Source organism: Enterococcus cecorum DSM 20682 = ATCC 43198, assembly GCF_000407565.1.
In the GTDB taxonomy this organism is placed as follows: domain Bacteria; phylum Bacillota; class Bacilli; order Lactobacillales; family Enterococcaceae; genus Enterococcus_E; species Enterococcus_E cecorum.
In genome coordinates this window covers 308,659-322,612 of record NZ_ASWI01000003.1, presented here as the reverse complement: position 1 = coordinate 322,612, position 13,954 = coordinate 308,659, and the positions used below count along the sequence as shown (strand labels likewise).

Below are 13,954 nucleotides of genomic sequence, written 5' to 3'. Positions count from 1 at the left end.
TAGATTGAAATGAGGTGAAACCATGCCTGTATCCGATAAAACCAAACTAACCCATCGCCTAAAAAGAGCTGAAGGCCAAATTCGTGGTGTGTTGAAGATGATTGAAGAAGAAAAAGAATGTATCGATATCGTTACTCAACTTAGTGCCGCACGTTCTAGTATTGACCGTGTGATGGGACTTTTAGTGGCTGAGAATTTTCGTAAATGTTTAGAAGAAGAATGCGAAAACCCTGAAGAAAGAGAAGCAAAAATCAACCAAGCCATCCAACTCATCATGAAAAAATAGTTGAGCAAATAATTCGCTTTGTGAAATTAAATTGTGTACAATGTAAATGTGAAAGGAAAAGAATATGATCCAACCAATTGTCAAAGATCAACTGTGTTTTGCTTTATATCAAGCACAAAAAGAATTCAATCGCCTATATAGTAAGATTTTAGCGCCCTTTGAATTAACCTATCCGCAATACTTAACGCTATTAGCTTTGTATGAAAAAGACCATTTAAGCGTTTCAGAATTGGGTGAGATTTTGTCTTTGGATAGTGGGACGCTGACCCCTTTAATCAAACGCCTAGAAGCAAGAGAATATGTGATGCGCACACGAGATTTTCATGATGAACGTCGCGTATTGATTTCTCTAACGCCAAAAGCCAAGGAGGTGAAAGAGGACTTGCTGCAAACGGTCGGGCATTGTTTAAGTGATTTGACGTCGGATGAAACGTATTATTTTTCTTTGATGCAACAACTACAAACACTTACTCAAACCTTAGGAGGGCTCAATCATGAAGAAAATTTACGAAACAAAAGTAACTAGTATCGGTGGACGCGAAGGAGAAGTCTTTTCACCAGATCGCTCTTTTGCCTTTAAAACAACAGCTCCAGGTAAACGTGTCGAAAATGCAACCAACCCAGAACAATTATTCGCAGCAGCATACAGTGCTTGCTTCAACGGTGCATTAGGCTTAGTAATGGAAAACGCCGGCGAAACTTACCCAAGCGAAGTGAGTGCGCGTGTATCCTTAATGTCTGATGAGGTAGAAGGATTCAGCGTAGCCGTGACTTTAGAAGTTCATCTTGAAGGGGCAACAAAAGAAAAAGCAGAAGAATTAGTCGCAGCGGCTCATCAAGTATGTCCTTACTCAAAAGCAACTCGCAACAATATCGATGTACAATTCGAAATTATTTAATGATAAACCAAATCCCACCCAGCTAAGCATCTAAGCCTAGTTGGGTGGGTTTTTTATCTATAGAAATTTAACTCGTGGTCTAAAAATCTAAAGCTAAATTTTATCTTTGTTATACAAGCAAGTAACAACCTACGTACGAGCGAAAATACAACATACTGTCCATTTGTTGCAATTTCTACTCTTTCAGCAGTTTGGACATCTTGATATTCTATGATGACATGATTCACCAAAGCCGGATTTTCGTATAATCTCTGAAAATCTTCATCCGTAGCTAGTTTACCCTGATAATACAAATCAGCACTAAGCGTATTTTCTTTTTCTACATAATAGGCTTTTAGTACGTAATCATTTGCTTGCGATTGTTCATCTGTAGCTTCTACCATCTTCTTCAAAAAGCGGCGGGCGCAAACTTCATCATAATCCACTTCAAAATCATATGCATCATTATCTAGCCATTCGACAAATTTATCTCGCTCTACAGGTGTATACCAATGAGACATAAAATCTTGTACCCGATATGGCTCAGAGATTGGAGAAATCATAAATACATATTTATCTGGGTCCACTTGTGCCTTTTGAAAACGTGACATAAAATGCATGATACCCATCAAGTCATAATGAATATAATAACGCTTAATTACTCTTCTTTCACAAAGACATTCAATCATTCGCAAATCAGTCTTTATGTCTACAAAACGTTCAAATAAAGTAAAGCGACCTTCATACTGTTCATTTTGATCATACACCTTAAACCCTCTATTCGCACAACCCTTTAACGTAACGATACCAAATGTTTCATAAAAAAGTTGCGGCTCCTCACTTTCAATTGTCAAACTCTTTTCCTAAAACGCAAAAAAACAAGCACCCTCTAGTGAAAAAGGATGCCTGTCTAAAAATCTTGAAATTATAAAGCAGCTAATAATTGTTCTGCTTGTTTTTCTAAGCTTGCTTGTGCTTCGTCAGTTAAGACTAATTCACCAGTTCCCCAAGCTTCGTCGTTTACGCGTGTGCCAGTGAAATCACCAACCACTTGTGTACGGATGAATGGTAATAATGCTTGGTAGGCAGCGAATAATTGATCATGTCCGCCGTTTGCTACTGAAGAAACAGTAACCACTTTGTCTTGTAATGCTGAAGGGCCAGTTGGATCAGATAAATCTAATGCACGGCTTGCCCAGTCTAATAAGTTTTTAACTGATCCAGGGATGGCAAAGTTGTAAATTGGTGAGAAAATCCAGATTGCATCAGCTGCTTGGATTGCTTCACGAACTTTGGCAACAGATGGTAGCACAGGTGTTTCTAAGTCTTGGTTGAACACAGGTACTTCTTTATAGTCTAAATATGTAACGTTTGCTTTACCTGCTAATGCTTGTTCTGCTTTAGCGGCTAATTGATGGTTAAATGAACCTTCACGTAATGAACCAACGATAAATAAAATGTTTTTCATAAGTTGTTAATTCCTTTCATTTCTTGATTACGTTCTTAGTTTAGCCAAAAAAATTTAGAAATGCAAACAACAAAACTCGACAAATGTTGTAAAAGTCTGAGATATAGAAAAAATTTATCACCCACTATCGATTTATGTTTATTCTAATATGTATTATGACGTATATATTTTTTTCACATCTAAATATGCCGCACGTTCATTTAATATTATGCTTGTATTTTGTTTTATATGTGCTATAATATAATCAATATGACACATATATGGAAGAAGGGATCTTATGGAACTGAGTCCTCGTCAACAGCAAATCCTAGACATCGTGAAGGCCCAACAACCTTTAAGCGGCGAAAAAATTGCTGAAGAACTAGGCATTTCCCGAGCTACTTTGCGCAGCGACCTCTCGTTTTTAACTTTGGCCGGTATTTTGCAAGCGGCTCCAAAAATTGGTTATACCTACGCTGGCAGTCAAATTGAACCATTTTTATTTGATGAAACTTTTCATACTGCGATTTCTGAATTGATGGTTCCGCCTTTATTGATTGAACAGAGCACACCCATTCGTGAGGCGATTACCAATCTATTTATGTATAATGTGCGCGCAATTTTTGTTGTCGATGAACAAAAACTACTGATTGGCACATTAAATCAAAAAGACCTATTGCGTGGATCGCTCACCACAAGCAATGACCAAACGCCGGTTGCTGTCTGCATGACGCGACTAGCTAATGTAGTTACTGTGACGCCTGAAATGAATATTTTAGAAGTCGCTCAACTCATGATTCAACACGACACTGAAGCACTGGCCGTTGTGGACCAAGAAAACAGTCGTAAAATTATTGGTAAAATAACAAAAAGTCGTATTTTAGCTTATATTGTCGAACAAGCCAAAGCGACAGAACTGAATCGATAAAGGAAAAGAGGAACAAAGCACATGACTAAAAAAGTAACCATCTACACTATTTCAGATTCAATCGGAGAAACCTCACAAAAGCTGATTTCTGCCGTATTAGCACAATATCCAGACCTTGAAGTTGCGAATAATTATCGTTTTCCATTTGTGAACAGTGAAGAACATCTGCTATCTATCTTAAGAGATGCTGTTCATGATAAAGCGATTGTGGTCAGCACTTTAGTAAATGCAGAATTAGCCCAAGCTGCTCGTCATTTCGCACAAAGAACGAGCATTCCTTACATTGATTTGATGCACCCATTTTTTGAAGCCATCCATGCAAAAACGGGCATCGATCCTATCCAAAAACCAGGAACTGTCCACACATTAAATAGCAACTACTTTAACCGTATCAGTGCCATCGAATTTGCAGTGAAATACGATGACGGCAAAGACCCACATGGATTTATCGATGCAGATGTCGTGCTTTTAGGAATTTCTAGAACAAGCAAAACGCCTTTATCGATGTATTTGGCCAACAAAGCCATCAAAGCAGCCAACCTTCCATTAATTCCTGAAGTGCCTGTCCCTGAAATGATTCATACACTGCCAAAAGAAAAAATGTTTGGCTTAACTTGTGCACCCGAAGCTTTGGTTAAAATCCGTCAAAATCGCCTACAAGCACTGGGCTTAAATCAAGATGCCAACTACTGTGATATTGACCGAATTAAAGCGGAAATCAAGTATGCCAATGAATTATTCGAAAAGCTTGGTATTCCAGTCCTTGATGTCACTGAAAAATCGATTGAGGAAACCGCCTTTACGATTATGGATCAACTATAATTGATAAAAAAATAAAATCACAGTTTGCCTTTCACCTCTGCAGACTGTGATTTTATTATTGGAGGAACGTTATGAAAAACCAAGCTATCTTAACTGAGCTAATCAACTTAGAAGCCATCTTAAACTTACCTAAAGGCACCGAATTATACTTAAGTGATATTCACGGTGAATTCGCCGCTTTTGACTATATATTAAGAAGTTGTGCGGGAAATCTCAAACTAAAAATTACCGAATGCTTTAAAGACCAACTCAATGAAAGCGAGATTAACCAACTCACACTACTCATCGCCTATCCCGAAGAAGCTATCCAATATCCCCGACACTATCCATTTTATAACAAAGACTACCAAGAGCGCGTCATCCGTCAGCTCATCACTTTGCTTGGTTTTGTCTCAACGAAGTATACGCGTTCCAAAGTGCGTAAAAAATTCCCTGAAGAATACGCCTATATCTTAGAAGAATTTATCTATACCGATTTACAATACAGTGATCAAGCAGATTATTTTAAGAATATGATTCATTATTTAATTGAATTAGACGAGGCCATTCCTTTTATATTAAAAGTGGCTCCTGTTATCCAAAATTTAATCATCGACCACATTCATATTGTAGGAGATATTTTTGACCGAGGGAAAGAGGCAGATTTGGTTATGGAGCGGATTTGTCACTTACCTTCTGTGGATATTCAATGGGGAAATCATGATTTGTTATGGATGGGGGCTTATGCGGGTAATGCGGCTTGTCTTTGCCATTTATTAAGGATTGCGACGCGTTATCAATACCTTTATGATATCGAAAAAGCTTATGGCATCAATTTGCGACCTCTCTTTTTATTTGCGGAAAAGACTTATCACGCCAATCCTGTTTTTACCCCCAAAGGAAAGCTAGATGCTGATCAACTCATTTTAGAACAAGTCCATCAAGCGTTGAGTATCATGCAGTTTAAACTAGAAGGCCAAATTGTTCACCGCAGACCAGAACTTAAAATGGATATGTATGATGTGTTATCTAAAATTGATTATGAAAATAACACGATAGACATCGACGGACAGACTTACAAAATAGAAAATCCCTGCTTTCAAACAGTCAATCCTAAGCAACCTTTGCAATTAACTGAGGCCGAGCAAGCAGTACTAGAGAGCTTGATGTATTCTTTCCAACACTCCTTAAAAATGAAGAAACATATGGAATTTTTGATGAAGCACGGCAGCATGTATTTGATTTATAATCAGCATCTACTCTATCACGGCTGTATTCCGCTGGCGCAATCAGGCGAACTCATCAATTTTACTGTGGGTAATGATAGCTATCAAGGTGCGGCATTGCTAGACTTTTTTGAAAAAAACTTAAAGGAAAGTTTCCGAAATTTTGACACCCATGAAGATTTTGCGACAGATTTGAGTTGGTATGCTTGGTGCGGACCGTTCTCACCACTTTTTGGCAAACATAAAATGACCACTTTCGAACGTTACTTCATTAAGGATAAAAAGACGCATCTCGAACGCAAAAATGCCTATTATCAATATCGCGATTCTGCAAAAGTTTGTCAGCTTATTTTGGAAGCATTTGGTTTAAATCCCGAGTTTTCCAGAATTATTAATGGACATACGCCTGTTAAAACAACTAAAGGCGAATCTCCAATTAGAGGGGACGGCCATTTATTTGTGATTGATGGTGGATTATCCAAGGCTTATCAAAAGCAAACCGGAATCGCAGGTTATTCGCTATTAAATAACTCCTATGGTTTTCAAATTGTGACACATCAGCCATTTATCAGCACGGATTATCTGTTTAACCAACAAACGGATATGACCGCTATCAAACGTGTGGTAGACAAAGTAGCCAAGCGCACACTGATCAAAGACACCACGATTGGCCAAGAAATTCAGACGAAGAAGCGGAAATTACAATCACAATTACAGTAAAAAACACCGCACCTAGAAAATCTATCTAGGAGCGGTATTTTTCATTCGTCATCATCTTCAAAAACACATTCGACTTTCAGCAAATCTTCGTGAATCAAATCCAAAATCACCTGACTGAATAATTCTGTCGTGAGCATTTCACATAACGTTGTCAGTAAAATTTCATAGTCTTCAGATGATTCCGGCTGATTATCTTTAACAAAACGATTTCTTAGACCACCTTCTTCAATCGCAACGGATATCACGCCACCAATCGCATGATAGAATTCTTGAAAGAAATGAGTAAAATCATCCTTAGTTTGGATATAACGCGAAAATGCAATACACTGATCTAACTCAGCGTATTCACGAATCATTTTTTTATAATCCAAAAGCAGCTGATGTTCTCTAGCTTGTTTTGCTAAATATCTACTCATATAACTGACTAAGCGCTCAATAGCTAAGGGGATGTCCACGTTAAATTCCGGTGGTATATATAACACTTCTTCATTCAAATGATTCAGGATACTGGCCACCACATCAGGATAGTGAATCTGAGGTGCTTTGGATAAAACATTTTCCATATCGTCAACATCCATATCATGTACCACATTTGATGCCATACTTTTTAAATAGTAATTGATTTTATTATCGCGAAATAGCTCATCAAAGTCGGGATGATAAAAAATCGGTCCATGCGCTTCTTTTTCCAGTTGCTGTAACTTTCCTTGTGCAATCAAATCATCTCTAAAATCATCCATTCGATACATCCCAAAATATTCATCTAGCACGAATTGGAACGGAATTTGCTGCGCTTCAAGCAAGGAATCCAACCATACAAAGTACAGCGGATCAGCATCATCAAATATTGAATGTTCAAAAATCAAAGGAATATATATTTTATACAGACTATCCTGCCCAGCCTTCACCATTCTTTTAATGGATTGATCAACAGTCGGATTTTTTAAAGGATTGAGGCCTGCTGCTTTTGAACAAATTTCTTGCATCTGTTTGAATGTTTTTCTGACGGGATCCTTGACTGTTTTGCCATAAACTTTTTCATAGTACTGTGGAAAATGTTCATATAATAAATTCATGTTATCTTTTAGCTGTAGCAATACTTTTTCGAGTTCACTATATTCAGACCAAAAGGCAATCATTTTGGCTTTTTCGTTATTCAAAAGCGAGTGTGCCCATTTAATAAAGGCATCTTGGAAAAATTCATCCCATGATTGATTTGAACGAGCCATGACCCTACCTTCTTTCATCAATATCTTTTCCTTGTATTTTATTATACAATTTATTTAAAACGTTTTCAAACACAAGCTGCGCAAATCCCTGCTTAAATTTGAAAAAGACTAGTCATTATAGCAACTGGGCTGTATCAAATTGGTCAATTAATTACGGCTATTGGATGTTCTGGTCCAACTACACAAAGGCCTCGCACAATTAGAAGAAAACCTCAAAAAGACCGCTGAAACCATTAATCAGTTATTAGAAGTATAAAAAAACACCCCTGCAGCCGGCTATATGCACGAAGCTAGCTGCAAGGGGGGCGTTATTCTATCACCGATTTATTTTTTGAATGATATTACCTCGAAACGAAGAACTTGATAGGAAATGTAAAAGTTCAGATTTTGAGCAATTCAAATTTAATACATAACTATTTTTAGCACTTTTATTAAATTGCACCCGACAATAGTCTGTTTCTTCTTCAATTTCAATTGATTCAATGTTTTGTAGGCTTTCGGAGAGTAAACCTAACTTTACTACTTTATTCTGACTGATTCCTTCTTTTAACATTGAAATTACAACTAACAAACTAGCAATTAGTGTAATCCTAATATCGTTATTTATATCTGTGTTCCAGAAAAAAACAAGTAAAGCAACACTGACAACTACTGCCAATAATATTTTTACCACATTGAACGGTGCATAGATAATGATTGAACGTTGATTATTCAAATGAAGCATACACCAACTTATTAAAGCGATAATAATAATCCACATTTCAAACATATATCATCTCTCCTAAAATTAACTCTACCACTCTGCGATTGTACCATCATAGTTTTTCCATTGAGGGTTCGTCCAAACTAAACCTTCTTGAGCAATCTCTTTAATTTTATCTTCATCCATTTCCAAACCTAATCCTGGCTTACTTGGAAGATCAACATATCCGTCTTTATATTGGAAAATTTCTTTATTTTTAATGAAATCTAACAAGTCAAAACCTTTGTTATAATGGATTCCTAAACTTTGTTCTTGAATAAAGACATTAGGAGTACAAGCATCTACCTGTAAAGTAGCGGCTAATGCAACTGGGCCATACGGTGCATGAGGTGCTACCGCCATATCATAAGCTTCAGCCATTGCCGCAATCTTTCTAGTTTCTAATATTCCTCCGCATAATGCAACGTCTGGCTGTAAAATATCAATACTACCTTGTTTAAAGATATTTTTATATTGCCAACGTGTATATAATCTTTCTCCTGTTGCTAAAGGTGTAGAAACAACACTTGCAACTTCTTTAAAATATTCTTCATTTTCAGGCAACACAACTTCTTCTAAAAACATTGGATGGTATGGTTCCAAAGCTTTTGCTAAAACCTTTGCCATTGGTTTATGCACACGACCATGGAAATCTACACCAATATCCATTTTGTCTCCTAATCTTTCACGAATAGAAGCTACTCGTTCAACCACTTCTTCTACTTTTTCATAAGAATCAATATAATGTAATTCAGAAGTAGCGTTCATTTTTACCGCTGAAAAACCTCTATCAAATCGATCTTGTGCTTGTTCTGCAACTTCATTTGGACGATCTCCACCAATCCAAGAATAAACTTTAATTTTATCTCTAGCGGCACCACCAAGAAGTTCCCAAACTGGCACACCGAATGCCTTTCCTTTTATATCCCATAGTGCCATCTCTAATCCTGAAACAATTGTCCCATTAATTGGACCACCTCTAAAGAATGAACGATGCATTTCCTGGAATAGTCGCTCAATTTCAAAAGGATTACGACCAATTAGGCGATTACCAATCTCATAAGCACCGGCTACTACAGTTTCTGTTTTAGTACCGGAAATCATTTCTCCCCAGCCTTCGATTCCTTCATCAGTTGAAATCTTCACAAAAATCCAACGTGGTTTTACTTTATAAACAGTTATATCTGATATCTTCAAAATATTTCATCCTCTCATTTACGCATTTTCCAATTCACTTTCACCATTAACTTTTTTTACCTTTTCAAAATAGAACCATGCCGCTGCAAATGCAACTAATAAAATAGGGATACTAATCAACGGTTTAAAAGTAAATGCAATGAATACCAAGTAACTTTGAATCATTGAAGTAGAAGCGAATGAAGAAATTAATACTGCACTTGTTCCTAAATTAATACCTACAGACTTAGCAATTGCTGTTAAAACAGGAGAAGTAGCAGATCCACACCATAACAATGATGCTGTAACTACTAAACCAATAACAATATTTTTCAATAAATTACCTCTAGTTAATGCAACTACCATGGCAACTCTGAATGGTACTACAGCTAAATCAGCAAATGGTAATACACGGTTTCCAGGTAATACTAATGCCAGTGCAATTGTAAGTGGAATAATAATCAATGCAGTAGTAATTACATCTGGATTACCAACTACAACTGCTGCATCCAAACCAACGAATAAACGACGGCCTTTAAATTTATTTTGAGACCATTTTTGAGCAGAATCTGAAATAGGCATCAATCCTTCCATGAATAATGAAGTCATTTTAGGAATCAATACCAATACAGCTGACATACTTACACCTAATTGTAGAATTTGTTTGATATCATATCCAGCTAATGCACCAATGGCGATTCCAATAATTAATCCCATAATCATTGAATCTCCAAAGAAGCCTAAATATTTTTGAGCATCTTTAATCGTAAATTTTGATTTTCTAAATAGTGGAATTTTATCCAAAAGCCAATTCATCGGCCATGCAATCACTAATGAAGACAAAGCTGAAACTGTTGGCAAAGAAACTCCTGGTATACCAAAGAAATCTTCTACTAATGGTTGTGACCAATCAGAAAGTTTAAAGGTAATAATAGCCATCACAATAGATGCTCCCACACCAAGTAAAACATTTTTTGTGACAAAATAAACCATTACACCAACTATAGCCATATGATGGTAATTCCAAATATCAACATCTAATGTCTGAGTACGTTTTAGTACAAGCAAAATAATGTTCACAATCAGAATAGCAAAAATTAAAATAGCAATAATTGGTGAAGCCCAAGTAACAGCTGCAATAGATCCCCAACCAACATCCAATGCATCTAAGTGAACTCCTGTACGATCAACCATTGCTTTAGCTGCTGGTCCAACGTTAGTCGGTCATTTTTTGCGGACAGTTCATACATGCTATCCTTTTCTGTTCTCTGCTCCTGCGTTTGCTCTCGTTTGATTTCTCCCTCCGTATCTTCTTGGCACAAGCAGGACAATACCTTGATGCACCAGAGCCCGGGACATATTCAACGCCGCACACCGTACAATTTTTAGCGGGCATTGCTGCCCACCGTTTTGTAGGTATGATATGTAATTCATCGACAAAGCCGATGAATTTATAGTAAATCTTGATTTCCTGCTTCACTGTTCCGTCTGCCATCTTCTCACGCTCCGAAACAAGTATCTTGTCTATGAGTGCGTTTATAACTGTTGCATCCAGTTCTTTTAAGCCTTGATAATTTCGGATAAGGGCGAGGAAGTCACGGATTCCCCGTGATTTCTCGTAGCTTTCATTAAGAGTTTCCGTCACCTCTTTCAGCCTTGCTTCAATTTCAAGCTGCTCTTTCTGGTATTTCCCCGACATCATCTCAAAATTCCGCTCGGTAATACGCTCCATGACCTTATCCTCGTAGAGAGAGGAAAACAGCCTGTCCAGTTCCGCAAGGCGTTTGTTCAGCTTCTTACGTTCTTTCTCTAATGCTTTCGCCCTGCTCTGGTCTGTTTCCGTGAGCCGCTTTTCTATGGCCCTGACCGCCTTTTCATCATTCACTGCCATATCCGCAAAACAGTTGATGTCGGCAAGAACGGCATTGAATAAATCCCTTGCTTCTATATTGTGGGCACTACACTCGCTTCTTCCGTTTCTTGCATAATTATTACATGAATACTGTACACAGTCGATAATCTCTGGGCGTTTCCTCCTGTGTACGTTCATTGCCCGCAGAGCACATCCGCAGTCCACACACTTGATAACGCCTGCAAAAATATTTACAAATCCTCCCTTGTTCTGTGGAAGCCTACGACTTGTAATAAGCTGTTGGACAATATCAAATTCCTCCTGCGTGACTATTCCCTCATGGGTATTGGGTATCACTTCCCATTCTTCGGGCAGCTTAGAGGGGCGTTTCTTGCTTTTCATATTGGCGGCAATCCGTTTGTAGCCTACAAGATTTCCCGCATATATCGGGCTTCTTAAAATGCTCCTCACGCTGTTCCCACTCCAAATATAGCGTTTGTCCTCGTTCCCCTCAAAATGACGTTCAAAGCCTGTTTCGCCACGCTCCGCCGCATAAGCGGCAGGGCGTAGGATATGCTGTTTATTAAGATGTCTGCAAATTTTGGCAACTCCATTCCCTTTTAATGCAAGGTCGAATATCTCTTTTACAACATGTGCCACTTTATCATCTATCAGCAGATGGTTGTGGTCGGCAGGGTCTTTGATATAGCCATAAGGGGCGGTAGTTCCCATGAATTTCCCCTGTTGAAACCTCGCCCGATATGCCGATTTTATCTTAACAGATATGTCAGCGGCATACATTTCGTTTAAAATGTTGCGGAAAGGCGTGATGTCCATAGCAGATTTATTCAAGGTATCTACGCCGTCATTGACCGCTATATACCTCACGTTATGCTCTGGGAAGAAAACTTCCAGATATAACCCACAATCAAGATAGTTTCTCCCCAGACGGGATAAATCTTTCGTAATCACGCAGTTTATCAGACCGCTTTCAATGTCTTTTATCATATTCTGGAAACTTGGTCTTTGGAAATTTGTACCAGAATAACCATCGTCCACATACGTTTTTGCTATGTGCCATCCCTGCTTTTTCACATAATCCGTGAGGATGGATTTCTGTGTCGCAATGCTCGCACTCTCGTTATCCGTACCATCGTCTTTAGATAAGCGGCAATAAATGCCGACTAAATAGATTTTCTTTTCTTCTTTGATTCCTGCCATACTGTAAAACCTCCGTATCTGTCCTATCTGTTTTCATGTCCCATTGCGTACATTCTAAGCGGACAGCCCCTCATTGTCGAAGGTGTCGCCCTCGGCAATCTTCTTCCGAATATCCTCGGAGATAATCGGGACAAACGCTTCTGTAACGGTCTGTGTGCCGACATATTCACGGCTGATTATCATCTGCACTGGTGCTTTTGGCACGATACGCTTTCTCTTTTTATCTGCTTTCTTATCCTCGCCCATACTTAAATCTTCCTTTCCAGACAGGGCAGGGAAGAGTTTGGAAATGTCCCCGCCCTGCCAATCAGATACCATTAATCCTCGCTGTTTAATTCTTTCTGTAATGCTTTAAGGAGTGCCGCCGCTTCATCAGCGTTCAGCGTGATTCCCTTGCCGCACTTTTCACGGTTCGGGGAAAAGCTGCGGATGTCATACTTCGGCTCTTTCCCATTCCATGAAATGAGATTGATTTCCTTTGTGTAGCCACTGTCGCCCGTAGACAATACTGCGATTTCCTTTACGATTTCATACTGGATTTCTCTCATTCTCCATACCTCAACTCTCTGTATTTACTTCCCGAAAAAAGAAGATTAGCGGCTGTCACGGTTGCGTTTCCTCTGCAACTCACGCTCCAAAAGTTTGATGATGGTTTCCTCCATCTGCTTCGGCGTTGTGTTCTTCGGAAAGTATTTTTTCAGCTTGCTTGTGTTGATTTTCAAGGTTTCTTTCTGGTTGCCCTTTTCCTCCGTCATAATCGCAAATATCGTATCCATGTCAAGCCGCCCGCTCTGGCTTAACTGTTTCATCCGCTGTGCCTGTGAGAGTGAGGGCGTTGCTTCTTCGCTCTCCATCGTGGCAAAGAGGTTTTCCTGCTCGTCTTTCTTCAAGAAGGACAGTTCCACCGCAGGCGTGAGGGCGATTTTCCCCTCGTCCACCATCTGCAAAATCGGCGGTATCAGTTCCGTCAGGCGGATAAAACGCTGCACGGTCATCCTGCCCACGCCGAAGCCCTGTGCCACCTTGTCGTCCGTCCGCAACTTCGTCACAACTTGTGACGAGGTTAAGTCTGTGCGGAAACCCTGCCGCTTCATGGCTTCGGATTTCATCTTGTAAGCAAACGCCCGCTCCGATGGCAGGATATTCTCACGCTGCAAATTGCTGTCTACAAGGGTGATGATGGCTCGGTCACGGTCTAAGGGCAGGACAAACGCAGGCACGGTATTTATCCCTGCAAGTTCAGAAGCACGGACACGCCGCTGTCCTGCAATCACTTCATAACCGTCCCCGTCCTCTTTCGGGCGTGTGATTATCGGCGTGACAATGCCAAATTCCTTGATGCTTTCCGCTAACTCTGACAGTGTTTCATCTTCTGCCACATGAAACGGATTGTCGGGGAACGGGTACAAGTCTTTGGTCTTTAACACCTTAAAATCCTGTTTCTTCAT

At 39.1% G+C, this 13,954-nt stretch carries 15 protein-coding genes and 1 pseudogene; 6 read left to right on the top strand and 10 right to left on the bottom strand.

Going from position 1 to position 13,954, the window contains the following annotated elements; all coding sequences use genetic code 11:
- The first annotated feature begins 22 nt into the window (after positions 1-22).
- From I567_RS02325 to I567_RS02315, 3 genes are all read left to right on the top strand, one after another.
- Positions 23-286, top strand: coding sequence for a metal-sensitive transcriptional regulator (locus I567_RS02325; RefSeq protein WP_016250628.1), 264 nt, complete (start codon positions 23-25; stop codon positions 284-286).
- Positions 287-350: 64 nt separating this feature from the next.
- Complete coding sequence (locus I567_RS02320; RefSeq protein WP_016250627.1) at positions 351-812, top strand: MarR family winged helix-turn-helix transcriptional regulator; 462 nt, start codon at positions 351-353, stop codon at positions 810-812.
- Entirely contained in the window at positions 781-1,185 is a 405-nt protein-coding gene (locus I567_RS02315; RefSeq protein ID WP_016250626.1) for an organic hydroperoxide resistance protein, read from the top strand. The genes I567_RS02320 and I567_RS02315 overlap by 32 nt, the downstream gene beginning before the upstream one ends.
- A gap of 53 nt (positions 1,186-1,238) precedes the next feature.
- Here I567_RS02315 and I567_RS02310 read toward each other — a convergent pair whose 3' ends face one another.
- Entirely contained in the window at positions 1,239-1,931 is a 693-nt protein-coding gene (locus I567_RS02310; protein ID WP_231940214.1) for a hypothetical protein, read from the bottom strand.
- Between the two features lie 158 nt (positions 1,932-2,089).
- A complete protein-coding gene (locus I567_RS02305; RefSeq protein WP_016250624.1) occupies positions 2,090-2,632 on the bottom strand; it encodes an NADPH-dependent FMN reductase in 543 nt (180 codons plus the stop codon).
- A 277-nt stretch (positions 2,633-2,909) separates the two neighbouring features.
- Between I567_RS02305 and I567_RS02300 the strand changes: the two genes are divergently transcribed.
- From I567_RS02300 to I567_RS02290, 3 genes are all read left to right on the top strand, one after another.
- Positions 2,910-3,539: a CBS domain-containing protein gene (locus I567_RS02300; RefSeq protein WP_016250623.1), complete on the top strand. Its 630-nt coding sequence runs from the start codon at positions 2,910-2,912 to the stop codon at positions 3,537-3,539.
- A 21-nt stretch (positions 3,540-3,560) separates the two neighbouring features.
- On the top strand, positions 3,561-4,361 hold the full coding sequence (locus tag I567_RS02295) for a pyruvate, water dikinase regulatory protein (RefSeq protein WP_016250622.1): 801 nt from the start codon (positions 3,561-3,563) through the stop codon (positions 4,359-4,361).
- A 71-nt stretch (positions 4,362-4,432) separates the two neighbouring features.
- Positions 4,433-6,286 (top strand): fructose-bisphosphatase class III, encoded by a 1,854-nt coding sequence (locus I567_RS02290; RefSeq protein ID WP_016250621.1) that lies wholly within the window; start codon positions 4,433-4,435, stop codon positions 6,284-6,286.
- A 41-nt stretch (positions 6,287-6,327) separates the two neighbouring features.
- Here the strand turns inward: I567_RS02290 and I567_RS02285 are convergent, their stop codons facing one another.
- From I567_RS02285 to I567_RS02250, 8 genes and pseudogenes are all read right to left on the bottom strand, one after another.
- Entirely contained in the window at positions 6,328-7,515 is a 1,188-nt protein-coding gene (locus I567_RS02285) for a hypothetical protein (protein WP_231940215.1), read from the bottom strand.
- Positions 7,516-7,831: 316 nt separating this feature from the next.
- Positions 7,832-8,284, bottom strand: coding sequence for a hypothetical protein (locus I567_RS02280; protein WP_016250619.1), 453 nt, complete (start codon positions 8,282-8,284; stop codon positions 7,832-7,834).
- Positions 8,285-8,308: 24 nt separating this feature from the next.
- A complete protein-coding gene (dgoD, locus tag I567_RS02275) occupies positions 8,309-9,454 on the bottom strand; it encodes a galactonate dehydratase (RefSeq protein ID WP_016250618.1) in 1,146 nt (381 codons plus the stop codon).
- Positions 9,455-9,472: 18 nt separating this feature from the next.
- Positions 9,473-10,654: pseudogene (locus I567_RS02270) on the bottom strand (PTS galactitol transporter subunit IIC); the annotation flags it as partial.
- Complete coding sequence (locus tag I567_RS02265; protein ID WP_001820670.1) at positions 10,650-12,506, bottom strand: recombinase family protein; 1,857 nt, start codon at positions 12,504-12,506, stop codon at positions 10,650-10,652. The pseudogene I567_RS02270 and the gene I567_RS02265, both read right to left, overlap by 5 nt.
- Positions 12,507-12,560: 54 nt before the next feature.
- Positions 12,561-12,752, bottom strand: a complete 192-nt coding sequence (locus I567_RS02260) for a hypothetical protein (RefSeq protein WP_001820669.1) — start codon at positions 12,750-12,752, stop codon at positions 12,561-12,563.
- Between the two features lie 71 nt (positions 12,753-12,823).
- Complete coding sequence (locus I567_RS02255) at positions 12,824-13,054, bottom strand: YdbC family protein (RefSeq protein ID WP_001206986.1); 231 nt, start codon at positions 13,052-13,054, stop codon at positions 12,824-12,826.
- A gap of 45 nt (positions 13,055-13,099) precedes the next feature.
- Entirely contained in the window at positions 13,100-13,954 is an 855-nt protein-coding gene (locus tag I567_RS02250; protein ID WP_000743700.1) for a ParB/RepB/Spo0J family partition protein, read from the bottom strand.